This window comes from Nonomuraea maritima (assembly GCF_900100395.1).
Lineage (GTDB): Bacteria > Actinomycetota > Actinomycetes > Streptosporangiales > Streptosporangiaceae > Nonomuraea > Nonomuraea maritima.
This window is the reverse complement of sequence record NZ_FNFB01000014.1, coordinates 61838-84910: the sequence shown is the minus strand read 5'-3', so window position 1 is coordinate 84910 and position 23073 is coordinate 61838. Positions and strand designations below refer to the sequence as shown.

At 69.2% G+C, this 23073-nt stretch carries 26 protein-coding genes, 1 tRNA gene and 1 pseudogene; 16 read left to right on the top strand and 12 right to left on the bottom strand.

Translation table 11 applies throughout. The features are described from left to right. The first annotated feature begins 18 nt into the window (after positions 1 to 18). Genes BLR04_RS22275 through BLR04_RS22265 form a run of 3 tightly spaced genes read left to right on the top strand, consistent with a single transcriptional unit; the run spans position 19 to position 1522 of the window. On the top strand, positions 19 to 498 hold the full coding sequence (locus BLR04_RS22275; protein WP_090768601.1) for a type III secretion system chaperone family protein: 480 nt from the start codon (positions 19 to 21) through the stop codon (positions 496 to 498). Between the two features lie 29 nt (positions 499 to 527). Next, positions 528 to 1271 carry a phosphoglyceromutase gene (locus tag BLR04_RS22270; protein ID WP_090768599.1) on the top strand — a complete coding sequence of 248 codons (744 nt, stop codon included), beginning with the start codon at positions 528 to 530 and terminating at the stop codon, positions 1269 to 1271. Between the two features lie 8 nt (positions 1272 to 1279). Continuing rightward, positions 1280 to 1522: a hypothetical protein gene (locus tag BLR04_RS22265; protein ID WP_090768596.1), complete on the top strand. Its 243-nt coding sequence runs from the start codon at positions 1280 to 1282 to the stop codon at positions 1520 to 1522. On the opposite strand, the gene BLR04_RS22260 is transcribed toward BLR04_RS22265, so the two are convergent. Next, positions 1505 to 2443: a class I SAM-dependent methyltransferase gene (locus BLR04_RS22260; RefSeq protein ID WP_090768593.1), complete on the bottom strand. Its 939-nt coding sequence runs from the start codon at positions 2441 to 2443 to the stop codon at positions 1505 to 1507. The two genes, BLR04_RS22265 and BLR04_RS22260, sit on opposite strands and share 18 nt — an antisense overlap. Before the next feature lie 47 nt (positions 2444 to 2490). Next, complete coding sequence (gene phoU / locus BLR04_RS22255; protein WP_090768590.1) at positions 2491 to 3135, bottom strand: phosphate signaling complex protein PhoU; 645 nt, start codon at positions 3133 to 3135, stop codon at positions 2491 to 2493. Between the two features lie 123 nt (positions 3136 to 3258). Between phoU and BLR04_RS22250 the strand changes: the two genes are divergently transcribed. After that, positions 3259 to 4440, top strand: a complete 1182-nt coding sequence (locus BLR04_RS22250) for a sensor histidine kinase (RefSeq protein WP_090768587.1) — start codon at positions 3259 to 3261, stop codon at positions 4438 to 4440. A 64-nt stretch (positions 4441 to 4504) separates the two neighbouring features. Beyond that, positions 4505 to 5197 (top strand): response regulator transcription factor, encoded by a 693-nt coding sequence (locus BLR04_RS22245; RefSeq protein WP_090768584.1) that lies wholly within the window; start codon positions 4505 to 4507, stop codon positions 5195 to 5197. A gap of 54 nt (positions 5198 to 5251) precedes the next feature. Here BLR04_RS22245 and BLR04_RS22240 read toward each other — a convergent pair whose 3' ends face one another. After that, entirely contained in the window at positions 5252 to 5857 is a 606-nt protein-coding gene (locus BLR04_RS22240) for a copper chaperone PCu(A)C domain-containing protein (RefSeq protein ID WP_245740413.1), read from the bottom strand. Between the two features lie 225 nt (positions 5858 to 6082). Between BLR04_RS22240 and BLR04_RS22235 the strand changes: the two genes are divergently transcribed. From BLR04_RS22235 to BLR04_RS22220, 4 genes are all read left to right on the top strand, one after another. Next, complete coding sequence (locus tag BLR04_RS22235) at positions 6083 to 6565, top strand: CarD family transcriptional regulator (protein WP_020544658.1); 483 nt, start codon at positions 6083 to 6085, stop codon at positions 6563 to 6565. A 17-nt stretch (positions 6566 to 6582) separates the two neighbouring features. Next, a complete protein-coding gene (gene ispF, locus BLR04_RS22230) occupies positions 6583 to 7053 on the top strand; it encodes a 2-C-methyl-D-erythritol 2,4-cyclodiphosphate synthase (protein WP_090768578.1) in 471 nt (156 codons plus the stop codon). Positions 7054 to 7244: 191 nt separating this feature from the next. After that, the gene (locus BLR04_RS22225; protein ID WP_090768575.1) at positions 7245 to 7532 is read left to right on the top strand and encodes a GlsB/YeaQ/YmgE family stress response membrane protein; all 288 of its coding nucleotides are present in this window, start codon (positions 7245 to 7247) and stop codon (positions 7530 to 7532) included. Positions 7533 to 7629: 97 nt separating this feature from the next. Further along, on the top strand, positions 7630 to 7899 hold the full coding sequence (locus BLR04_RS22220; protein ID WP_090768573.1) for a GlsB/YeaQ/YmgE family stress response membrane protein: 270 nt from the start codon (positions 7630 to 7632) through the stop codon (positions 7897 to 7899). Positions 7900 to 8057: 158 nt separating this feature from the next. On the opposite strand, the gene BLR04_RS22215 is transcribed toward BLR04_RS22220, so the two are convergent. Beyond that, complete coding sequence (locus tag BLR04_RS22215; protein ID WP_218129108.1) at positions 8058 to 9239, bottom strand: DUF2637 domain-containing protein; 1182 nt, start codon at positions 9237 to 9239, stop codon at positions 8058 to 8060. Between the two features lie 59 nt (positions 9240 to 9298). Between BLR04_RS22215 and BLR04_RS22210 the strand changes: the two genes are divergently transcribed. From BLR04_RS22210 to BLR04_RS22195, 4 genes are all read left to right on the top strand, one after another. After that, positions 9299 to 9685 carry a PPOX class F420-dependent oxidoreductase gene (locus BLR04_RS22210; protein WP_090768567.1) on the top strand — a complete coding sequence of 129 codons (387 nt, stop codon included), beginning with the start codon at positions 9299 to 9301 and terminating at the stop codon, positions 9683 to 9685. A gap of 42 nt (positions 9686 to 9727) precedes the next feature. Then, positions 9728 to 11119, top strand: coding sequence for a cysteine--tRNA ligase (gene cysS, locus BLR04_RS22205; RefSeq protein WP_090768564.1), 1392 nt, complete (start codon positions 9728 to 9730; stop codon positions 11117 to 11119). Between the two features lie 55 nt (positions 11120 to 11174). Beyond that, complete coding sequence (rlmB, locus tag BLR04_RS22200) at positions 11175 to 12137, top strand: 23S rRNA (guanosine(2251)-2'-O)-methyltransferase RlmB (protein ID WP_090768561.1); 963 nt, start codon at positions 11175 to 11177, stop codon at positions 12135 to 12137. 20 nt (positions 12138 to 12157) lie between these two features. After that, positions 12158 to 12230 (top strand) — tRNA-Thr (locus BLR04_RS22195). A gap of 301 nt (positions 12231 to 12531) precedes the next feature. On the opposite strand, the gene BLR04_RS22190 is transcribed toward BLR04_RS22195, so the two are convergent. Further along, positions 12532 to 13866 (bottom strand): FAD-dependent oxidoreductase, encoded by a 1335-nt coding sequence (locus BLR04_RS22190; RefSeq protein ID WP_090768559.1) that lies wholly within the window; start codon positions 13864 to 13866, stop codon positions 12532 to 12534. After that, positions 13863 to 14432, bottom strand: a complete 570-nt coding sequence (locus BLR04_RS22185) for a TetR/AcrR family transcriptional regulator (protein WP_176903222.1) — start codon at positions 14430 to 14432, stop codon at positions 13863 to 13865. The genes BLR04_RS22190 and BLR04_RS22185 overlap by 4 nt, the downstream gene beginning before the upstream one ends. A gap of 479 nt (positions 14433 to 14911) precedes the next feature. Between BLR04_RS22185 and BLR04_RS22180 the strand changes: the two genes are divergently transcribed. After that, positions 14912 to 15403 carry a GNAT family N-acetyltransferase gene (locus tag BLR04_RS22180; RefSeq protein ID WP_090768553.1) on the top strand — a complete coding sequence of 164 codons (492 nt, stop codon included), beginning with the start codon at positions 14912 to 14914 and terminating at the stop codon, positions 15401 to 15403. Between the two features lie 1044 nt (positions 15404 to 16447). Here BLR04_RS22180 and BLR04_RS22170 read toward each other — a convergent pair. The 5 genes and pseudogenes from BLR04_RS22170 to BLR04_RS42810 form a co-directional block, all read right to left on the bottom strand. Continuing rightward, positions 16448 to 17086 (bottom strand): nucleotidyltransferase domain-containing protein, encoded by a 639-nt coding sequence (locus BLR04_RS22170; protein ID WP_090768550.1) that lies wholly within the window; start codon positions 17084 to 17086, stop codon positions 16448 to 16450. A gap of 424 nt (positions 17087 to 17510) precedes the next feature. Then, positions 17511 to 17888: a hypothetical protein gene (locus BLR04_RS22160; protein ID WP_090768547.1), complete on the bottom strand. Its 378-nt coding sequence runs from the start codon at positions 17886 to 17888 to the stop codon at positions 17511 to 17513. Between the two features lie 125 nt (positions 17889 to 18013). Then, positions 18014 to 18454 carry a YybH family protein gene (locus tag BLR04_RS22155; protein ID WP_090768544.1) on the bottom strand — a complete coding sequence of 147 codons (441 nt, stop codon included), beginning with the start codon at positions 18452 to 18454 and terminating at the stop codon, positions 18014 to 18016. A 105-nt stretch (positions 18455 to 18559) separates the two neighbouring features. Beyond that, the gene (locus BLR04_RS22150; RefSeq protein WP_143022141.1) at positions 18560 to 19213 is read right to left on the bottom strand and encodes a hypothetical protein; all 654 of its coding nucleotides are present in this window, start codon (positions 19211 to 19213) and stop codon (positions 18560 to 18562) included. 85 nt (positions 19214 to 19298) lie between these two features. After that, positions 19299 to 19754, bottom strand: a pseudogene (locus tag BLR04_RS42810) (MFS transporter); the annotation flags it as partial. A 240-nt stretch (positions 19755 to 19994) separates the two neighbouring features. On the opposite strand from BLR04_RS42810, the gene BLR04_RS22140 reads away from it, so the two are divergent. Then, positions 19995 to 20459, top strand: coding sequence for a hypothetical protein (locus BLR04_RS22140; RefSeq protein WP_090768535.1), 465 nt, complete (start codon positions 19995 to 19997; stop codon positions 20457 to 20459). A 202-nt stretch (positions 20460 to 20661) separates the two neighbouring features. Here the strand turns inward: BLR04_RS22140 and BLR04_RS22135 are convergent, their stop codons facing one another. Continuing rightward, positions 20662 to 21753, bottom strand: a complete 1092-nt coding sequence (locus BLR04_RS22135) for a M48 family metallopeptidase (RefSeq protein WP_090768532.1) — start codon at positions 21751 to 21753, stop codon at positions 20662 to 20664. A gap of 117 nt (positions 21754 to 21870) precedes the next feature. On the opposite strand from BLR04_RS22135, the gene BLR04_RS22130 reads away from it, so the two are divergent. After that, the gene (locus tag BLR04_RS22130; RefSeq protein ID WP_090768529.1) at positions 21871 to 22995 is read left to right on the top strand and encodes an NAD(P)/FAD-dependent oxidoreductase; all 1125 of its coding nucleotides are present in this window, start codon (positions 21871 to 21873) and stop codon (positions 22993 to 22995) included. The last annotated feature ends 78 nt before the right edge of the window (positions 22996 to 23073 follow it).

Sequence of the window (23073 nt, the reverse complement as noted above, 5' to 3'; positions counted from 1 at the left end):
GCTTCTATCCTGATCGGCATGCGCGAAGTCGTCGAAGCCGCCCTCAAGGCCGCGGACGTGTCGTACGAGGAGCCGCGGCCCGGGGCGTTCCTCGCCAAACTCCCCGGGCAGCACAAGCTCGCCACCATGACCTGGCTGATCGTGGGCGAGCGCGCCCTGCACGTCGAGGCGTTCTTCTGCCGCCAGCCTGACGAGAACCACGCCGAGTTCTACCGGTGGCTGCTCGGCAAGAACGGCTCGATGTACGGCGTCCACTTCTCCCTCGACGCCGTGGGTGACGTCTACCTCGTGGGCCGCGTGCCGCTCGCGGCCGTCAGCGAGGAGGAGATCGACCGGCTGCTCGGGTGCGTGCTGACGTACTCCGACGACTGGTTCGACCGGGCGCTCGAGCTGGGCTTCGCCTCGTCGATCCGGCGCGAGTGGGCCTGGCGCGCCAGTCGAGGCGAGTCGCTCGCCAACTTGCAGGCCTTCGCCCGCTTCGCCGACCCCGATCGGTGAACCGGTCGGACGACCATAGGATTGTCGGCATGGCGACTTTGGTGCTGCTGAGGCATGGCGAGAGCGACTGGAACGCGAAGGGCCTGTTCACCGGTTGGGTTGACGTGAGCCTGTCGGCCAAGGGTGAGGACGAGGCCCGCCGCGGCGGCAAACTCCTGCAGGAGGCGGGGCTGCGCCCCGACGTCGTCCACACCAGCCTGCTGACCAGGGCCATCCAGACGGCCCAGCTGGCGTTGGGTGAGGCCGACCTGAGCTGGCTGCCGGTCAAGCGCAGCTGGCGGCTCAACGAGCGCCACTACGGCGCCCTGCAGGGCAAGAACAAGGCGCAGACCCGTGACGAGTTCGGCGACGAGCAGTTCATGCTCTGGCGCCGCTCCTACGACGTGCCGCCGCCGCCCATCGCCGACGACGACGAGTTCTCCCAGTTCGGCGACCCGCGCTACGCCCTGCTGCCGCCGGAGCTCATGCCGCGCACCGAGTGCCTGAAGGACGTCGTCGACCGCATGCTGCCGTACTGGTACGACGAGATCCTCCCCGAGCTCGCGGCCGGTCGCACGGTGCTGGTGGCGGCCCACGGCAACTCCCTGCGGGCCCTGGTCAAGCACCTCGACGGCATCGGCGACGACGAGATCGCCGGCCTGAACATCCCCACGGGCATCCCCCTCGTCTACGACCTCGACGCCGACTACCGGCCGACCGTGCGCGGCGGCCGCTACCTCGACCCCGAGGCGGCGAAGGCCGCGATCGAAGCGGTAGCCAACCAGGGCCGCTGAGGTTCCCGATGCCGGACGAGCGGGCGGAGATCTCGGGCGAGTGCTACGCGTGCAAGCGCGTCTTCCGTCATGACCCGAAAGAGGTCGTGACGTTCCTGGTCGATCCCGAGACCGGCCTCCCGCCCGGCATCACCTTCTTCGGCACGCTGCGTCCTGCCACGCCCGAGGCGGTGGCCCGGTCCACCGACGTCCCTGTCTGCCCCGACTGCGTCGACAAGGCCCGGAGGTTCGGCTCAGAGAACCCGTTCTGACCTCAGGCGGGTGCAGTGGGTGACGTACGGCACCGTGATCTCGTCGCGGCCCTTGAGGTCGGGGTGCGTGTCGAGCAGTTCGGCCACCTCGTCGAGCAGGCGGCGCCGGTCGGCGTCGGCCAGCGAGATCACGTAGCTGCGCGAGGCGACCAGGTCGACGAGCCCCTCGCGGGGCATCGGCTGCCGCCAGCGGAACTCGGCGTGCTCAGGCGCGCCGAACGGCCTCCCGACCGGCGGACGGGTGTCGATCACCTGCCGGCTGTGCTGGTGGAGGATCTGGTCGAGGACGAACACCCACGGCTCCGACAGGTCGCGCAGGTTCCACACCAGCGACAGCGTCCCGCCGGGGGCGAGCACCCTGGCCACCTCGGGCACCGCCCGTGCGGGGTCGAACCAGTGCCAGGCCTGCGCGGCCACGACGGCGTCGACACTGCCGTCGGGCAGCGGGACGCGTTCGGCGCTGCCCTCTCGCACGGACACGCCGGGCGCCGCCTCGCGCAGCCGCCCGCGCATCTCCTCCAGCGGTTCGACCGCCACGACGTCGAAGCCCGCGCCGGCCAGCTGCCGGGTGAGCTTGCCCGTGCCCGCCCCCAGGTCGAGGACGCGCCGGGCGTCGCCGGGCACGAGCCAGGCGATCGCCTCGGGCGGGTAGCCGGGACGCCCGCGCTCGTACACGTCCGCCGCGGCCCCGAAAGAGGTCGCGTGCAACGGCTTCGACCACCGCCGGACGGCGCTCTGCCCGGTCATGCCGCAGGCGCGGCCGATCTCGTCCCAGCCGGCGAACCCGTGGCCGCGCAGGTCGTCGATGATGCGGGTGCGCAGGGCCTCCGCGGCGATGATCGTCTCCGTCAGCCGCCGCAGGCCGGCGAGCCCGCCGTCGCCGGCCACCCGCTCGGCCGTCCGCCGCGCCTCGTCGTCCATGCTGGGCAAGATAGCGCGCGGCGGCGGGTCGGGGCCGGTGCGGCGGGTCAGTTGGGGCGGGCTCCTGTCACGAGGTAGACCACGTCGTGGGCGACGCGTACGGCGTGGTCGGCGTAGCGCTCGTAGTAGCGGCCCACCAGCGTGATGTCGATCGCAGGCTCGACGCCGTGCGCCCACTCCTCGCTCAGGATGCTCTTGAACAGCTTGCGGTGCAGGCGGTCCATCGCGTCGTCGTCCTGCTCCAGCTCCAGCGCCGAGTCGACGTCGCGGGACGCCACGCAGCTGCCCGCCTTCGTGACGAGGTTCTCCGCGATCTGGCCCATCTCCAGGATGGTGGAGCGCAGCTGCGGCGGGATGGCCGAGACCGGGTGCCGCAGCCGGGCCACCTTGGCGACGTGCACCGCGAGGTCGCCCATGCGTTCGAGGTCGGTGCCCATGCGCAGCGCCGTGATGACCATGCGGAGGTCGACCGCGACGGGCTGCTGCCTGGCCATCAGATCGAAGATGGACGCCTCGATGTCGGCGAACACCGAGTTCACTTCCTGGTCGCGCGAGATGACGCTCTCGGCGAGCTGCAGGTCGGAGTCGAGGAGCGCCGTGGTGGCGCGGGAGATGGCCGACCGGACGAGGCGGGTCATCTCCACCAGTTTGTCCGTCAACGAGTCAAGTTCTTCATGGTACGCGTCGCGCATGCCGTCACCGTAAAGCGGTTTCGATGAACGAACTTCGACCGTCAGATGAACATTCGCAGAAAGGGCCGTTCATCCCTCGATGGGGGGTCTGTCCCTTGCAAAGGGCCACCTACCATCGGAGGCATGAGTGAGATGGCCATGAGCGTCACGGCCCTGGCCGGGTTCGTGGTGGGCGCGCTGGCAGTCCTCTTCTACCGCAACCAGATCGAGGCTCCCCGCCGCACCGGCACGGACGACGGCGTCGAGACGGGCGCCGCGCTCCCGCAGGGCGTCGCGTCGGTGCTGGCCGTCCTGCCCTCCTCCGCCGTCGTGCTGGACGCCCACGACCGCGTCCTGCGCGCCAGCTCGGCCGCGCGGGCGTTCGGCCTGGTCAAGGGCGATCGGCTGATGGCCGCCGAACTCCTCGCCCTGGCCCGGCAGGTACGCCGTGACGGCGAGATCCGCGAGAGCGAGATCGACGTCGCCGGTCACAAGTTCGGCCAGGAGACGACGAACTTCGCCGTCCGGGTGGCGCCCCTCGGCACGTACGGGCAGGTGCTCGTGCTCGCCGAGGACCAGACCGAGCGGCGTCGCGTCGAGGCCGTGCGCCGCGACTTCGTCGCCAACGTCAGCCACGAGCTGAAGACCCCGGTGGGCGCCCTGAGCCTGCTCGCCGAGACCATCCAGGACGCCGCCGACGACCCCGAGGCGGTCAGCCGGTTCGCCGGCCGCATGCAGCTCGAGGCGGCCCGGCTCAACTACCTCATCCAGGACCTGATCACGCTCAGCCGGATCCAGGGCGCCGAGCCCATTCCCACCCCCGGCCAGGTCTCCATCGACGATGCCGTCCAGGTCGCGATCGACCACTGCAACACCAAGGCCTCTGCCAAGGACATCGCCCTGGTCACCGGCGGTGCCGAGGGGCTGCGCATCTGGGGCGACGACGATCTGCTCGTCACCGCCCTGCGCAACCTGATCGACAACGCGGTCGCGTACAGTCCCGAGCACACCCGGGTCGTCGTCAGCGTGCGGCCCGCCGGCGACTCCGTCGAGATCAGCGTGAGCGACCAGGGCATCGGCATCCCTGAGGAGGCGCTGGAGCGCATCTTCGAGCGCTTCTTCCGCGTCGACGCGGCCCGCTCCCGCGCCACCGGAGGCACCGGACTCGGCCTGGCCATCGTCAAGCACGTCGCCGGCGCCCACGCGGGCGAGGTGTCCGTCTGGAGCAAGGAAGGGTCCGGCTCCACCTTCACGCTCCGCCTGCCCGCCTTCGCCGGCACAGCGGTGCCCCTGCAACCCTCGATTCCCCTGGAGACAACTCCGTGACCGAGCCAACCGAACCAACCGCCGTACGACCCCGTCCCCTCCGCGGCACGGGCAAGGAGGACTCATGACTCGCGTGCTGGTCGTCGAGGACGAGGAGTCCTTCTCCGACGCGCTCTCCTACATGCTGCGCAAGGAGGGCTTCGAGGTGTCGGTGGCGGGGACCGGGCCCGAGGCGCTCGAGATGTTCGACCGCAACGGCGCCGACCTGGTGCTGCTCGACCTGATGCTGCCGGGGCTGCCCGGCACCGAGGTGTGCCGCTCGCTGCGGCAGCGCTCGAAGGTGCCGGTCATCATGCTGACGGCCAAGGACAGCGAGATCGACAAGGTCGTGGGCCTCGAACTGGGCGCCGACGACTACGTCACCAAGCCGTTCTCCTCCCGCGAGCTGGTCGCCCGCATCCGCGCCGTGCTGCGCCGCCAGGGCGACGTGCCCGAGGAGCTGGAGACGGCCGTGCTCGCCGTCGGCCCGGTGCGCATGGACGTCGACCGCCACGTGGTCGCCGTACGCGGTGAGCAGGTGCAGCTGCCGCTGAAGGAGTTCGAGCTGCTGGAGGTGCTGCTGCGCAACGCCGGCCGGGTGCTGACCCGCGGGCAGCTCATCGACCGTGTCTGGGGCGCCGACTACGTGGGCGACACCAAGACGCTCGACGTCCACGTCAAGCGTCTGCGCGCCAAGATCGAATCAGACCCGTCGAACCCGCGCTGCATCCTGACCGTGCGCGGTCTGGGCTACAAGTTCGACGCTACGGAAGACTGAGAAACCCTTGTTCCGGTACGCATGCCGTACCGGGACAAGGGTTTTCTCATGCCGTCAGTGAGACTCTTCTGCCGGGGCCGACGGCGTCGGGGTGGGCGTCGGAGCCGGGGTCGCGCCGGGGGCCGCCGGGTAGTCGGCGAACTCGCGGCTGCGCGTGATCACAGGGACGTCCAGGGACACCGTTCCGGCGTTGGCGAACTGAAGCTCGAGCTTGACGCTCTCGCCGCCCCTGAGGCTCTTGGGGATGGCCTCCAGCATGATCTGCGGCGTCGGCTTGCCGGTGTTGACGAGCTGGTTGCTCGGCAGCTGGATCGGGGCCGTGAGCTTGGCAGGGCCGATGCCGGTCGCCGTGACGGCCTGGAGCGTGTCGGGAGCGCCCGCGGTGTTCAGGATGTTCAGGTAGACCGGCGCCGAACCACGCCACGGGAGCTGGGCTCCGGAGTCAGGGCCGAGCACGAACGCCTGGGGGATGTGAATGTCACCCTTGCCGTATCGCGCGTTGTCGATCAGCACTCCGGCCTCGTTCGGCGCGTACGGCTTGTTGGTGGTGGCGTCGAATCCGGCCCCACAGCCCGCGAGCACGGGGGCTGCCAAGAACGCGGCTGCTACGACAATCCAGCGACGGCTGGTCACGGGCGGGTTCTCCTTGGTCTTGCGCATGGTTCGCGCGTGCGTGATGTTGCCGCGCCAACCATATCGATCCCAATCCAAGGTCATATCCGCGCCCCCGCAGGTCATTCGCTATGTCCACAAATGCGATTCATACTGTTGACGGCTTGTCAAGCCCCAATATGTCGCCTTGACCTGCAGTTATGGGGATTTCACTGTTCCGGGAGGCTGTGGATGCGTGGTACCCTGGAGTACAGCGGAAGGGGTACTTGTCACATGACTTTCCAGGTCGGCGACACTGTCGTCTACCCCCACCATGGGGCTGCTCGGATCGAAGCAATCACGACGCGATCCATCAAGGGTGAGGAAAAGACCTACCTGGTGCTCAAGGTCGACAAGGGCGACCTTACCGTCCAGGTGCCAGCTGAAAACGCAGAACTCGTCGGCGTGCGTGATGTTGTCGGTCAGGAAGGCCTTGAGCGGGTTTTCGATGTCCTTCGCATGCCGCACACCGAGGAGCCGACCAACTGGTCTCGTCGCTACAAGGCCAACCTCGAGAAGCTCGCGTCCGGTGACGTGAACAAGGTCGCCGAGGTGGTTCGCGACCTGTGGCGCCGCGACCGTGAGCGTGGCCTGTCCGCGGGTGAGAAGCGAATGCTCGCCAAGGCGCGCCAGATCCTCGTCAGCGAGCTCGCGCTCGCCGAGAAGACCAACGAGGACAAGGCCGAGGCCCTGCTCGACGAGGTTCTCAACTCCTGAACATCAATCTTCCTCGGGTGGGCGTCGGTGTGGACGTCCACCCGTTCGCTTCTGACGCCTCCGGGCGTGAGCTCCACCTCGCCGGCCTGCACTGGCCGGGCGAGGGTGGGCTCGAGGGTCATTCCGATGGCGACGCCGCCGCCCACGCGGCCTGCGACGCCCTGCTGTCCGCGGCCGGTCTCGGTGACCTCGGCCGCCTCTTCGGCACCTCCGACCCGCGCTGGGCGGGCGCCTCGGGCGCCACGCTGCTGGAGGAGACCGCCCGCCAGGTGCGCGCCGCCGGCTTCGAGATCGGCAACGTGGCGATCCAGGTGATCGGCAACCGTCCCAAGCTGGCGCCACGCCGTACCGAGGCCGAGAAGGCCCTCGGCGCGGTTCTGGGAGCGCCTGTGAGTGTCTCCGCCACCACGACCGACGGGCTGGGGCTCACCGGCCGCGGAGAGGGCATAGCGGCCATCGCGACCGCGCTCGTGGTCAACCTTTCCTGAGTGCCGGGCGTCCTATGTCGGGATGCGTGAGGGCGTCCTGGCGGGGGTCGTCGCCGAAGCCCGCCTGATCCGGAGGCGGCGGTCCGTCACTGGCGCGGTGCGGACCGCCGCCTTCCTTCACGTTTGGGTAGTTTGTCCGTTTCGCGGGTAGTGCCCTCCGAGAACATGGAACGTCTCGGGGGGAGCTGCACATGATCGGGGCGATCGTTTCCGCCATCATCATCGGCGCCATCGTCGGTGCGCTCGCCCGGCTTCTGGTGCCGGGCAAGCAGAACATGTCCATCGGCCTGACGCTGATCGTCGGCATCGTGGCCGCTCTGATCGGTACCCTGATCGCTCATTGGGCCGGGCTGGCCGACACCAGGGGCATCGACTGGATCGAACACATCCTCCAGCTCGTGCTGGCGGTCATCGGTGTGCTCCTCGTGACGCGCATGGGCATCTCGCGCGCGGGCCGTTCAGGCAGAACACGTACCTGAGCAGGCCGAACGTCAAGGCGGCGCATAATCCCCGTAGATCGGGTAGCAGCCTCCCCGTGAGAGTGAACCGCTCACCCTCACGGGGAGGTTTCATGTCATGACCATCGAATCCATCCTCGGCGCCATCGTGATCGGTGCCGTGATCGGCGCAATCGGTCGCCTGCTGCTGCCCGGCAGGCAGGCCATCGGGTGGATCCTCACCATCGTCGTCGGCATCGTCGCCGCACTCGTCGGGACGCTGATCGCGCAGGTGATGGGGGTCGAGACGACGTCCGGCATCGACTGGATCGAACTCCTGATGCAGGTCGTCCTGGCGATCGTCGGCGTCGGCCTGGTCGCCGGGCTGAAGCGCGGCTCCAGGGTGTAGCCGGTCGGACCGGTTCAGGTCCTGGGGGTTCGTGGCCAGTCACGGGCGAGGCACCGCGCCGCTTCTGCGGCGTACCGGCGGGGAACACGGAAGGCCCGCTCGGGAGAGTCGCTCCCGAGCGGGCCTTCCGCGTGTCCTGCCGGTCGGTTCGTGGGCGGTCAGTCCTCCGGAGGGCGGGGGGTGCTGCGCAGGCGGCCGGAGGGGGCCGGGGTGTCGTCGTCGACGGCTGGGTGGCCCGTGGCGTCGTCACGCCAGACCCGGGGCCTCGGCTCCGCCGCGTCGGCGGCCTCGGGGCCGTGCAGCGGGTCAGGGGTGTTGTCCTCGACGATCGGGTGGGGCTGGGTGTCGGCGTCGCGGTCGTCGTCCCGCTCGGAGGGGCGAGGGTGGACGAGGACGTCGGCAGGCTTGACGCGGTCGCCCCAGCGGACGGGACGCGTCTCGGGCTCCTCTGGCAGCCCTTCATCTTCCTGTGCGGTCACCGGATCGGGGGCCTTGGGCAGGATCACGACCGCCGGTCCCTCGTCGGGCTCTGGGTCGTACGCGGGGACCGGATCCGGGGCCTTGGGCAGGATCACGACCGCCGGTCCCTCGTCGAACTCGGGGTCGTACGCGGGCTCCGGCTCGTGGCGCTCCTGTGCGTCCTGGACGGGCTCGGGGTCGGGTTGCCCGTGCGGGTCAGAAGGGGCGGGGTCGGTGCGCGGGGCGGCCGTGTCGGGCGGTTCTGTGTCGGCGGCCGGGCGTGGAGCGGGGATCGAGCCCGGTTCCGGACGCGCGGGCCACTCGGTGACCGGGCTGGAGAGCGGCTCGGTGACGCCTGACGGTACGGGCGGCGCTGCCTGCGCGGAAGCGCCGGCCCGCTCGCCGTCGAAAGGCACGATGTCGAGCTCCGGCGTGTCGCCGTCGTCGCCGCCGCGGGCGGCGGCGCGACCGGCCTGTACATGCTTGATCAGCAGCAGCCACACCCACAGCGCCAGGGCCAGCATCACCCACGGTGCGAGGGCCACGCCGATGGCCGTCTGGCGCGTGTCGAACACGAACCGTACGGCCGAGGCCACGTCGGCCGCCGCGGCCGCTGCGAGGAGCAGGACCAGCACGAGCGCGGCCTGGGTGCGTACCAGTGGTCTGGCGGCGCGCAGCAGCAGGACGCCGAGCAGCGCCACCACCAGAAGGGCGTCGAAGGCCGCTGGATAGAGGAACGCGAGGTCCTGGCGCGCCTCGCCCGTGAGGGCGAGCGCGCGCAGGTCGTCGAAGGAGAGCGCGCACGCGGCGCCGGCGAGTGCTGCCACCGCGAGCCCGGCCAGAGCGATGCCCAGGCGGCGGAGCGTAGAGGGGGGTGTCACGTCCATGGCGGTTCGAGCCTACAGAAGAATGGGGTTCCTGACCGAGCACGGAGGACGCCATGGTCAAGTTGTCGGAAGAAGTGCGCAAACTCCTGGACGCCCCTAATTACGCCACGGTGACCAGTCTGAATCCGGACGGCGGCCCGCAATCGTCCGTGGTGTGGATCCGTACGGACGGCGACGACGTGATCTTCTCCACCGTCAAGGGGCGGCGGAAGCCGCGGAACTTCGAGCGAGACCCGCGCGCGAGTCTCCTGGTCATCGACCCTGACGATCCGTACCGGTATGTGGAGGTACGCGGCCGGGTGAGCATGGTGCCCGACCCGGAGGGAGCGCTGATCGAGGAGCTGTCGCAGAAGTACCGAGGGCGCCCATGGGAGGACAAGCCCGGCACGGAGCGGTTGATCGTACGGATCTCACCCGACAGAGTCACTTTGCGGAGCTGATTAATCGACGTGAAGACCGGCGTGAGGCGTTAGCCTTGCGCTGTGAGCTTGCACATCTACGACACCAGTACGCGCGCCATCCGTGAATTCGTTCCGGTCGAAGCCGGCCGGGCGTCGATTTACCTGTGTGGGGCGACGGTGCAAGCTCCCCCGCATATCGGACATATCCGTTCCGGTGTGAACTTCGACGTGCTGCGCCGCTGGCTCACGCGTTCCGGATATGACGTGACGTTCTGCCGCAATGTCACCGACATCGACGACAAGATCATCAGGGTCGCGGCCCAGGAGGACGTGCCCTGGTTCGTCGTGGCCGAGCGCAACCAGCGTGCCTTCGCGTGGGCGTACGACACGCTGGGCTGCCTGCCGCCGACCGTGGAGCCGCGGGCCACCGGGCACGTGCCCGAGATGATCACGCTGATGCAGCGCCTGATCGAACTCGGCCACGCGTACGCGTCCGGCGGCGACGTCTACTTCGACGTGAAGTCGTACGCCGACCGCTACGGCTCGCTCTCCAACCAGAAGCTCGAGAACATGCGGGCGGCCGCCGACACCGACGACGAGTCCTGCAAGCGTGACCCGCGCGACTTCGCCCTCTGGAAGGGCGAGAAGCCGGGCGAGCCGACGTGGCCGACGCCATGGGGCCCCGGGCGTCCCGGCTGGCACCTGGAGTGCTCCGCCATGGCGACGAAGTACCTCGGGCCGACGTTCGACATCCACGGCGGCGGGATCGACCTGATCTTCCCGCACCACGAGAACGAGATCGCCCAGTCGCAGGCGGCGGGCGACGGGTTCGCCAACTTCTGGATGCACAACGGCATGCTCAAGATCGGCGCCGAGAAGATGAGCAAGTCGCTCGGCAACTCGCTGCTGATTCCCGAGATGGTGCAGAAGGTACGGCCCGTCGAGCTGCGCTACTACCTGGCCGTGCCGCACTACCGTTCGCCGATCGAGTACTCCGAGGAGGCGCTGCAGGAGGCCGCGGCCGCGTACCAGCGGATCGAGGGCTTCGTGACGCGGGCCGCCGAGGTGATCCACGACGTCGACGCCGACGCGCCGCTGCCGCAGGCGTTCGTCGACGCGCTCAACGACGACCTCGGCACGCCGCAGGCGCTGGCCGTCGTCCACGAGGTGGTGCGCGAGGGCAACGTCGCGCTCGCGCGCGGCGACAAGGAGGCGGTGGCGCGCCTGCTCGCCGAGACCCAGAACATGCTCGACGTGCTCGGTCTAGACCCGCGCTCGCCGCAGTGGCGCGGCGCAGGTTCCGACCTCGCGCCGGTCGTCGACGCGCTGGTGGCGGTGGCGCTGGAGCAGCGCAAGGCGGCCAGGGCCCGCAAGGACTACGCGGCCGCCGACGCCATCAGAGACCAGCTCGCGGCCGCGGGCATCACGGTCGAGGACACCCCGCACGGCCCTCGTTGGGAGCTCAGCCGCTAGCGAATGTGCCCTGAGTGGGTCTGAGCCGGGTGGCGGCCCGAGTACTCTTTTAGGCATGGCAGCAGGCGGTAGGGCTTCGGGCAGGCCCGCGAAGAAGAAGGGCCCGGCCAAGGGCACCGGTGGAAACAACCGCCGGTCGCTCGAAGGCAGGGGCGCCACTCCGCCTGCCGAAATGCGTCACTGGTACAAGGACAAGGCCCGCGCGGAGCGGATCAACCGCGAGCAGCGCACGGGCGTGCGGAGCGCTCAGCCGCTGCGGCAGCGGCGCTCCGAGGACGCCCCCGAATACATCGGCGGCCGCAACCCGGTGCTCGAGGCCCTCCAGGCCGGCGTGCCGTGCAACGCGCTCTACGTGGCCCAGCGCATGGAAAGCGACGACCGCGTCCGCGACGCCATCAAGATCGCGGTGGAGCGCGGCGTCGCGCTGCTCGAGGTCACCCGCGACAAGCTCGACCGGCTGACCGAGGGCGGCGTCCACCAGGGCATCGCCCTGCAGATCCCGGCCTACGACTACGCGCACCCGTCCGAGCTGGTCGAGATCGCGCACGAGGCGGCCGAGGCGCCGCTGATCGTGGCCCTCGACTCGGTCACCGACCCGCGCAACCTGGGCGCCATCGCCCGTTCCGCGACCGCGTTCGGCGCCCACGGGCTGCTCATCCCGTCCCGCCGTTCGGCCGGGGTGACGGGCGGGGCGTGGAAGACCTCCGCCGGCACGCTGGCGACCCTCCGGGTGGCCCGCGCCTCCAACCTGACGGCGGCCCTGCGCGAATACCGCGACGCCGGCCTGTTCGTGGTCGGCCTCGACGGCTCGGGCGACGCCGAGATCGCCGACGTCGAGCTGCTGAGCGAGCCGCTCGTGGTGGTCGTCGGCTCCGAGGGCAAGGGGCTCTCCCGGCTGGTGCGCGAACAGTGCGACGTGGTCGCCCGCATCCCGATGCGCGCCGCCGCCGAGTCGCTCAACGCGGGGGTGGCGGCAGGCGTGGCGCTGTACGAAGCCGCTCGTCACAGGCGCCCCTAGCGTCTACACTGGTAGGCCGTGCCGACGTAGCTCAATCGGCAGAGCATCTGTCTTGTAAACAGAAGGTCAGGGGTTCGATTCCCCTCGTCGGCTCTGCATCATGAAGCCCCTGAACAGCGACGATGCGTTCAGGGGCTTCTCATTTGGCAGGACATCTTGGAGATCTTGCTAACGGTTGGCTCTCGGCCCTGCCGCAGGATCAGTGGCCGCTGATCTCGGATGCTGGTTGATGCGCGGCTACGGTCACGTACTCGATCGGGCTCCCGGCCGTTGTACAGGCCGGGACAGGGAGTCTCCTGCTCAGTCGGGTCCATCTCGTGGAGTTGGAGCATGAGACGTCCTACGTGAGATGTTGTGTCCGGGTTCGCCGGAGGCTTCCGGCTGGAGGACGAGATCAACGAGGTGTAGTGGCCGTCGGCTCCCATGGCAGCGGGCGGGACAGGCCGTCCCATTGGTCGGCGAACGCGTGGCGGCGCAGCGGCTCGACCATCGAGCACAGTCTCATGAAGGCCCGCTGCACACCTGTGCGCACGGTGCCCGTCGACAAGCCGCGGTCCTTCTGGGCGAGGGCGTCGCGGACGGCGGCGTAGCCGTAGTCCCGCATTCGTTCCTCGAACACCGCCACTGCCGTGAGCAGGTCACGCTCGCCACGGGCGACCTCGGCCAGGGCGATGCAGAGCGAGTGGGCGTCGCGCAGTGCGGTGTTCCCGCCCAGCCCGCCGATCGGCGGCATGGCGTGCACGGCGTCACCGAGCAGCGTGACATTGGTGGCGGACCAGGGGGCAACGGGCTCGGAGGCACGGAAGGAGATGGCGGCCCGGCTGTCCGGGTCCGATTCGGCGAGTAGCCGCCGCAGTGCGGGATGCCATCCGGACAACGTCGCGTCCACCACATCGCGCAGGGCGTCGCCGTCCATTGAGGTGAGGCCGGCGGGCAGGTGAGAGGGATCGGCGACGAGAGCCCCCAGCACGTAGGGACGGTCGCGACCAGCGGATCCGGTGATGCCGTCTGCCCCGGTGAGTGCCGTAGCCGCACCTGGCGTGGGCTGGAACACGGAGGTGAAGAGGAAGCAGGGCTGGTCGGCCATGACGAGGTTCATGCCGGTGCGCAGCCGTTCAGGAAGCCAGTTTTCGGTCTCGTGAGTCAGCCAGGTCTTGTGCGCGATTCCCACAGCGCCGGCATCGGTGACACGGGCGTGCGGGAGGTACTGTCCACGTACCCGCGAGGCTACGCCGTCGGCGCCCACCAGCAGGTCACCCTGAGCGCGGCTCCCGTCGGCGAAGACAGCCTCGATGCGGCCGTCGGGAGCGTGCTCGTAACGGACGAACTCCGCGCCGAAACGCACCACGTCATCCAGGCCCGCCAGCAGGAGGCGGCGCAGCGTCGCGCGGTCGGCGGCGTAGTGGCCCTCCGTGGGATCGGCGGCTGCGGGGTACATGATCGGCTCTTCGACGACAAGTAACTCGTCCAGCTTCTCTGTCAGGAAGCCGAAATCGCCCCCCGGCCCGGTGCTTGCCAGAAATGCCTGCCACAGGTCTTCGGGCAGGCAGGCGGCGAGTGACCGGGCGCCCGCCGGGTTCACGTGGATGCGGTAGCCCTCCCACCGGGAGGCCGGGGCGACGTCGCGCTCGTACACGGCGACGCTTACTCCGGCCTTGCGCAGCCCTTGGGCCAGGCACAGTCCGCCGATGCCACCCCCGATGACGATCACGTGCGGTGAACGGGTCATGATGTCCTCTTTTCTGAAGTCTCCTCGTTCGGTGGCCGGTCGTCCGAGAGGGGACAGCCGAGGATCAGGGCGAAGAGCTGGTCGAAGATCACATCTGCCCTGCCGGGGACGAGCCTGGCGCCCTTGACCGTGGCGATGATCAGCTCAGCCGTGGCCACCGGATCGATCTCCCGGTTCAAGGTGCCGCCGGCGAGGCCCTCGGCCAACGTTCGGACGAGCACCTGACGCCATCCGGCCTCGTGCTCGACCATGGCCGCACGCACGGTCGGGTCGCGTCGCGCCCGTAGGTCCAGCTCGACCGTCACGGTGAACAGGTCGGGATGCTCGCGCAGCAGACGCGCCAGCGCGTCGAAGTGGGAGCGCAGCCGCACCACGGGATCGCCGTCCTCCTGTGCGGTGAACCAGAACTGGCTGACGGTGTACGCCGCGATGGCCGCCACCAGGTCCTGCTTGGTGGCGAAGTGGTGGTGCAGCGTCGAGTGGTCGATTCCCACGTCCTCGGCCACCTGCCGCAGCCGCAACCCCTCAAAGCCCACCTCTGCCACCAGGCGGAACCCGGCCTGCACCAACTCGTCCCTGCGCGCGCTTGGCCCGCTTCTCTCTCCACCAACCACTTGGTTGAGTCTAGGGAGAGAACTCCCCCCTGTCCATGGTTCGCTGATCCTCGCAGGGGTATCGCCGGGCCCGGCACCGAGTAGCCATGGCTGATGTGGCAGCAGTGATGCCCAGCAACGTCCCGCACATCGACGCATCCGCGCGATCGTCCACACGCGCCTGACCACGATCTCGGGATGATCGCAGCAAATCTCAGGTTGTCAGTGGCTGAGGCGGAGGCCTGATCATCCCGCCCACCATCGACCTGGGACAAGCCGAGCAGGCCAAGGCCACGGGGCCAAGGTCGTTTCTCCAGTTGGGGGCGCCACCTTGCCCCCGTGGCTCTGGCCCGCTTCCCCTTCGGGCAGGTCGAAGGTGGACGGAATGATCAGGTGGGCAGAGGGCCGTATGAGGTTCTGTGAATCTTGGGCTTGTTCGTATCGTGAGAGTCATGTCTCAGTTGACCTTGATGGCGACCGCACAGCCCACAGATAGGCCGATGCTGCCGGTTGGGCTCACATTGCGGGTACCCGCCGTTTCGGACGCTGAGGAGCTCGGGCGTCTCTACTTCGAGTCCTTCCCACCGGGAGTCGCATGCGCCAGCCTTACCGAGGCTGTTGACGAGGTCAGGGCCGCCTTCAAGGGTGAGTTCGGTGATCTCTGGATCGAGGCCAGCGGCGTCATCGAATCGCAGGATGAGCTTGTGGCTGCAATCCTCGTCGTACACCGGGCTCCGTGGCCGGATACCCCGGATTGTCCCTTCATCACGGACCTGTACACCGCTCCGAGCAGGCGGCGTCAGGGGTTCGGCCGACTGCTGCTCGCGAACAGTCTCACCATGGCGAGCACGACAGACCGCCCCCGGCTGGCGCTGCGAGTCGAGAGCACAAATGCGCCGGCCGTCGCGCTCTACACATCTTTGGCGTTCCATCCTGTCGCTTAATGATCATTTGTATTGCCAAAGCTCACATCGCGGCACCGTGCTTGTTGACGACTCCGACGGAGGGGAAGCCGGTGGCTTGGCCTGTAGGGGAGTCGGCTTGATGAGCCTGGCTTCAAGGGCTTGCATGGCCTGCTGGAGGAGAGGTTCGCTCGTCTTGTGGCTGGCTGGTTGTGAGAACCGGCATGCTCGTGGACGTCCTTGCTATGGGTGGGTGTTCGGTTCGTCTCGGCTCCAGATCTGCGTGCAGCGAGGGAGGTCTTCGATGCCGCCGCCTGCCGGGATCATGCCCCAGAGGAACGGGACCAGGTACTGAGGCGGTTCGCCGAGGAGTGCGGGCAGTTCGTCCTCGGCGACGGTGAGGGGGGAAGGGTGAGCCCGCTTGCGCCGGGTTCCATCCTTGGCTGACGGCCCGGCGGATGCATCCGGCGACGAGGGCGGGACGGACCGCGATCGTTCGCTCTCCCAGCCAGTTGTCCGGCCGGCCGCAGGGAAGTGACACCAGGAGAACACCTGCCGGAGCCTCGGCTCGTTCGACGCCGAAGCGGAGCGGGGTCCAGTCGTTGCCCTGGCGGTAGGTCGGCTTGTGGCGGACCTGCCAGCGGAAGGCGGCACCGTCGACGGTGATGAGCCGCGAGCCCTTCTTCGGCATCGCCACATGCGCCTCCAGGCTCGGCTTGTTCCATCGCTGTTCCGTGGGGCACCGGAATCAGCGGGAAGTGATGCGTCCGCAAGCGTACGCGGTGCTCACCAGCATGATCTGACTGTTTCGCAGCCGACCAGACGATCCGCGAGGGCGCCGGGATGGTGTTCACCGAGCAGCACAAGACCTCGCCTGCCGTCATCGATAGGAACGCAGCCCTGGCGGACCCTCCAGATTGTCGGGTCGCTGTACACGATCAGCTAGGGAAGGACGGTTATCGCGGGCCAGTAGTCCGCCGAGGCCTTGGCCGTCCAGCCAATCCCCATGGCCTTTCGATGCCTTTCCGTTTCTGCGCCGTTCATCGTCTCGGGCTTGCCCAGCTGTTCTTCGGGGGCCACTGGTACTCAGCCTGCCAACTTCGCCAGCCACGGATGTCCGGGATGGACGAGCTCCAGCCACTCGCCAAGGACGTCCCGTCGCGCCTGGCCCAGCAGGGGGAGCACCCCGTCGAAGTCTGCCTGGTCCTTGGGCCGTACCGCCTTCGCTTTGAACAGCAGCACCAACTCCGGGATCAGATACGGGATCCCGTCCGCCGTTCGCTCAATGATCGCGTCGTACGGCAGCCGCAGCCTCTCATCTCGCCGGCAGACCCACATCCCGCCCTCATGCGGCTCGCGGAAGACGTCCAACAGGAACTGGCCGCTCGCCGGGGCTCGCAGCCAGGTCTGGTGCGTGGCCGTCAGTGCCGCAGCCTCCGCCGCCGGCCAGATCCGCCCCGAACCCACTGCGTCGAACACGAACTCGGGGAAGCGGTGACGAATCTCCGGGAACCTCGCGGCGGGCACCGCGATCTCCACATCGCTGTGCGGTCGCGACTGTCGCCCGCGGAACAGGTCAAGCGCCCACCCCGCCGCGATGCACCAGGGCGCATCGACCGTAGCCAGCCGTTCCGCGACCTGCTCCGGGCGCCAGGCGTCCGCCCAACGGGCCTCCAGCTCATCCGCCCCAAGCACAACGCCGCCGGGCGGCAGGGAGTCGGTCATCGGCACAATCTACTGCCGCGCAGCATCGGCGCTCGGCCTCCGGGCGGGGTCGAGGCTCTGGCCGAGAAGTCGGTGCAGGCCTGCTGCGGTGCGGTTGAGGGCCGCGATGTCGTCGAAGATCGAGTCGGTTCGTTCCCATGAGCTGATGATCGCCAGGATCGCCTCGCGGCGTGTCCTCGCGGCTTCGTGGTCGGCCAGTGCGAGGGCGTGCTGTAGCTGCGTTCCACGCGCGGACGACAGGGCGGCCGAGTTGCTGCTCGATCCATACGCCTTGGGGCTTGCCGTCGTCGCGGCCGTCCCGCTGCGGAAGGTAGTTGGACGTGTCGGCGACGACGACGGCGGCCGGAAGGCGGTCGACGATCGGCTTGAGATCCGGGAGGAGACGCCGATCAGCGCCTGTTCGGTTCCGCCTCCGCCTACGTCTTCACCGGGCTCGATCTGCTGCGCCGGTCGAGAGGAGCCGGCGCCAGCGGGGCAGTTCCGCCAGGACCGAGGCGGCCACGAGGATCCACACGGCGACCGCCGCCGGCAACGGCCAGGCCAGCCAGGACGCCACCGCCGCGGCCACCATGTGCAGAAGCGCGAGGCCGATCGTCACGTATCCGGGCACCGGGACGATGACCTGCGCCTTGTCGCCCGGTGTCGCGAAAATCGTGGGCAGCGCGATGAGCACCACGACCGATGCCACGGCAAGCAGGACCGAATGACCGGCGAGCGCCCATGGGGTGGCCACCCAGGCCACCAGTTCGGTGGCGAAGCGCAGCGCCGAGGCGAACCCCGGCCGGTTCGGGGATCGGTTCACACCCGCTCCTCGCTCTCCGCCCGTCTCGCGCATCGGTCCTCCTCAGTACGGGCGCTGATCATGGTCGGGAGCTGAGATGAGCCGGTCGTCAGTGTTGGGTGGCGTGGTACAGCTGTGTGGCGGGGTCAGGGCTCGAGGTCGACCACTCCTCTGCCGCTGCGGATGTCGAGCGGCACCGAGACCTGGTCGTGCACGATCAGCCACGTGCCTTCGATCTTCCGGAAGCAGAAGGTGCCCCTGACCCACATGCCGCTCGACGCCGTCCCGTTCTTCAGCGTGCCGCTGAGACGACCGAAGGCGTGCCCGAACGCCAGGTCGTCGCCCACGGTGAGTGTCAGGTCACGAACCTCGTACGTCACGTCTTCGAAGAAGCCGAACACGGGCGCCCAGTTCTTGAGCTTCGCCTCGATCCCCACATGCTGGAGCGGTGGCTCGATGTCGAAGGACACGATGTCCGTTGCGTATAACTGCTGCAGGACATCGACGTCCTTGCCCTGGAGCCCTTCGACGAGCTTGTCGATCAGCCGGCGGATCTCGGCCTCGTTCATCTCGCGCTGCGTTGGCATCGCTACCCGGTCCTTCTGCGTCCTGGAATCTTGGCTTCGCGCAGACACTATGGCGTTGCGGTCATGCCGTGGAAGGCGTGATGGGCAGCGAAGCCGGTCGTGTGGTCATGCGCCTGGTGCGGCCGGCTGGGTTGTGGTTCTGCCGGCGCCGGTGAGCCAGCCGAGTGTGGTTACTGCGGCGGCGCACAAGGCCACGGCTTGTGCGGCTCCTGCTGCGCCGATGGTGTTCCATAGGTGGCCGAAGAGGAAGTCTCCGGTGGCCACGGCTATTCCGCTCACGGTGGCCATGACGGAGAACAGGGTGTTGCGGAGTTCGTCGGAGAACAGGGATTGTTGCCAGATGTAGACGCTGGTGCCGGCCAGGCCGAGGAAGAACTCCGCGAGAACGAGTCCCGGCCAGGCCAGGGCGTTCGTTGAGCCGGCCGTCCACAGGCTGACGGTGAGGAGGAGGACGGCGATTGCGGCCCATGCCAGGGGAGCGTTTTTCGGGGCGTATCTGTTGGCCCAGGCACCCACGGCGCAGGCGGCGGTGAAGAGCAGTAAGGCGATGCCGAGCAGCTGCGGTTCTGCGAGTTCGCTGTCCAGGAGGATCGGCTGCCATCCCAGGATCAGGGCGCCCATGGCCATGCCCTGACCGGCCGAGATCATGATGCAGGCAGCGAGCCGGTGGGTTCGGACGTACAGGAGTGCCGCCTTCAGCGATGCCGCCACGGACTGGTGGGGCGAGCCGCTGGTGGAGGGGAAGCTGCGGAACACCATCACGGCTAGTGGCAGCATCAGCGCGCCGGAGACGGCCAGGAGGGGCGGACGCGGGGAAGGTCGCGCCGAACGCGAGCACCGCTGCGGCGCCTGCCCCGGAGGACAGCCACCGGCTGACCTGTGCCCGGCGCAGAGCGTGGGCCACGTCGTCCTCGCGGCCGATCTCGCGGAGGTGGTTGACGACCGCGGACGTGGGGGCGCCGGAGAAGAAGGACTGGCCGGCTGCCCAGAGCACGAGGGCCGGTACGACTGCGGGGAGAGAGTTCGCGAGTCCGAAGAGCGCCTGGCCGGCGCCCCATAGGAAGAGGCCCATGGCGGCGGTCCTGTGGTGTCCCCAACGGTCGGCGAGGGCTCCGCTGGGGGCCTCCAGCACCATGCCGACCCCGGTGATCACGGCGAAGAGGGCTCCGATGCTCGCCGGGTCGATGCCGAGCGAGCGGAGCTGGACCACGAACAATGCGCCGTAGACGAAGTCGAGCGCGGCCACCGCACCTGTCAAGAAGACGAAACGGCGTACCACGCCTACCGCCGACCCGGCCATGGCTTTTCTGGTTTCCTTCCGTGATCCACTTGGGGGTCGCACACTATCCCGTGGAGTGAATTCTCGACATCTCCATTAGGCGGGGTGACTGCATCCGCCTACTTGGGAAGGCCTGAGATCCGGGAATTGCGGTGAGTGTTCGCCATGCGCCGGCCGAGGTGCTGATGGAATTCTTTCCAGGTGGTCAGGCAGAGCGATGAATGCTTGACTGCTGGTGGATTCCTGGGCGAAGGAGGCGCTGTGAGCACTGACCCGACGATGGAGCGGATCGGTGAGGGAGTGGAGCTGCATCACCGTCAAGGTCAGCGGGAGGCCGCTCGTGAGCTGTTCGAGCAAGTCTGGGATGACATCGGTGGTGAGCAGGGTGACCCGTTGCATGTCTGCGTCCTCGCCCACTCCATGGCCGACGTGCAGGACGACGTACGCGAGGAGCTGATGTGGGATCTGCGGGCGCTCGCCGCCGCCGACCTGATCACCGACGAGCGGGTGGCCGAGGCCGGGGTGACGCTGTCCGTGGCCGGTCTGTATCCGTCGTTGCACCTCAACGTGAGTGACTGCTGTCTCAGGTTGGGGGAGTTCGACCGGGCGCGTCAGCATCTCGAGCGGGCGCGGGCGCAGATCGGTGCGCTCGGTGACGACGAGTACGGGCGGCTCATCAGGGGCGGCCTGGAACGGGTGGCCGATCAGTTGGGTGACGCCGTCTGAGAAGGGCGGGTCACTGGCCGCTGTCGTTGCTCTTCCGGTCGTGGCGCAGTGCGAGCCGTACCGCGAAATAGACGACCCCGAAGATCACGGCCAGCTGTAGGACGAGGAACAGCAGTTCGGGCAGTCCCATGGCGCACTCCTTCGGAAATATCGTGACGAGCGCAGTATGAAGCAATGACGCCCCCATGGGAGGGCGAATGCCTCAATGTCTTCGGCTGTAGAGGGCCGACTGGACGTCTTCCCGCAGGTTCCGCGCGACGCGCCCGGCCGCCTGGTCGAGCTCGTCGTCGATCTGCTCCATGCCCGCGAAGGACACCGCGGGCTCCATGTGGGGGAGCGCCAGGAAGCGTTGGATGCGTAGGTACGTCGGCGGGTGGGTGGTGTCGATCCGCGTCTTCTCGGCGCGGGCGGACTCGCGGTGTCGTGCGAGTTCGGCGTCAGGGACCCTGTCGACGTGGGATCGCATGGCCGTCCACAGGTCCCCGGTTCCGACGGCGACCGCGTCGGAGGTCAGGAAGTCGCCGACGGCGGGGGTGCGGGTGGTCAGCACGTCGAGGAGCGAGACGGCCGCCGCGGTGCCGGCCACCTGGGCCTGCAGCTCGTCGGCGCGGTACTCGGCGTGCTGCGACGAGCGGTGCAGCAGCAGCTCCAGCAGGAGGAGCAGGGCGCGTACGGGAAGGCCGACGACCGCGAGGACGCAGTCCGTGACCAACGCCGGCAGGCCGTCGCCGGGCCGCCACACGAAGCCGGTGGTCACGCGGAGCACGTACAGCGAGTACAGGGCGCTGCCGACGACCAGGCCGTGCCTGGCGTCGCCGTTCCTGGAGTGGGCCAGCTCGTGGGCGAGGAGGGCGACGCGTTCCAGCGGGGTGAGGATCAGCCAGAGCGGATAGCCGATCTCCAGCAGGTGCGTGCGCCGCCGTCCGTAGGCGCTGAACGAGGCGTCGACCTCGCCGCTGATCGCGATCAGGTCCGTACGGGGTGCTCCCAGCTCCGCGCCGATGCGGTCGACGAGGGCGTACAGGTGGGGAGCGTCGGAACGGGTGAGGCGTACGGCGGAGGCGGGGAAGGTGGCCGTACGTGGGCGCGTCAGCCAGGCGAGGTCGAGGGCGATGAGACCGAAGAGGATGCCGCCGACGGACAGGCGGCTGACCAGGTAGACGCCGGTGACCAGGAAGGCCGGGGCCAGGAGGTGGACGGCGACGGCCAGAAAGTACCCGGCGGCACGGGAGAGGCGGCCGGTCGTCGGGCCGGCGGAATGCGTCGCGCCTGGTAAGTGGGGATCAGCGGACATAGCGACCAACGTGCCAGAAGCCCGGAACGGGGACAAGGTGCAGGGCGTGTGGAGATGTCTGGTGGGTTCGGTGCAAACGGGACTGTGGCCTATAAGGCGGGCTTAGCGTCGCGAAGTATGCAGAAAGTGGATGTGCTGGTCGTGGGTGCGGGCCTGGCCGGGTTGCGGACGGCGCGGCTGCTCGCCCAGCAGGACCTCGACGTGCTGGTGGTCGACCGCCGCAGGGTGCTGGCGGCGGGCATCCGTACGACCGGGATCTTCGTCCGTCGCACGCTCGACGACTTCGACCTGCCGGAACACCTGCTCGGGCCGGGGGTGCGGGACGTGCTGCTGTATCCGCCGTCGCGGCGGGCGCCCGTGCGGCTCACCAGCGACCGCGACGAGTACCGCGTGGCCGAGATGGCGGCCGTGTACGAGCACGAGCGCCGCGCGGCGGAGTCGGCGGGGGCGCGCGTGCTGCTGGGCGTCCGGTACGTCGGCGCGTCCAGGGGGCTCGTACGGCTGGAGGGCGCGGAGGCGGTGCGGGCGCGGTTCGTCGTCGGCGCGGACGGCGCCAGGTCCCGGGTGGCCCGCGATCTCGGGCTCGACGTCAACCGGCGGTTCCTCGTCGGCGCCGAACTGGTCCATCCCGTCGCGCAAGGTACGGCCGCTCCGGCGTTCCACTGCGTGCTCGACCCTCGGGTGGCGCCCGGGTACCTGGGGTGGGTCATCGACGACGGCAGGCACGCGCACGTCGGCGTCGCCGGGTACCCGGAGGCGATGCGCGCGGGCGTCCGTCATCTGCTGGACGCCTTCGCCGCGGACGCGCCGGGGCGCGCGGCGCCGATCGGGCCGGTCGAGCGGCGCGGGGGGCCGATCCCGGTCGGCGGGGTGCTGCGGCGGCTGGCGTGCCCGGCGGGGCTGCTCGTCGGCGACGCGGCGGGGGCGGTGTCGCCGCTGACGGCCGGTGGGCTGGACCCCTGCCTGCGCCTGTCGGAGCTGGCCGCGGCGGTCACCGTCGCGTACCTGCGTACCGGCGATCAGCGGGTCCTGCGCCGGTACGACGGGGAGGCGCTGCGGCGGCGGTTCCGTGGGCGGCTGGCGCTGCGCCGGGCGTTCGCCGGTATCCGGTCGCCGCTCGCGGCGGAGGCGGCGGTGCAGGTGCTGCGCAGCCGCGCCGGGCGGGCCGTGGCGGCGCGGATCCTGTTCGGGGACGGCTCCTTCCCGGCGGTCGACGCCCATCCGGTGGACGCGGGCCGGTGACCGTGTCGCGGAGCGGCGGACCGGGAAGAGCGTCCGGAGGGCGGAAGCGGTCGGCGTTTCTGGAGTGACCAGAAGTGG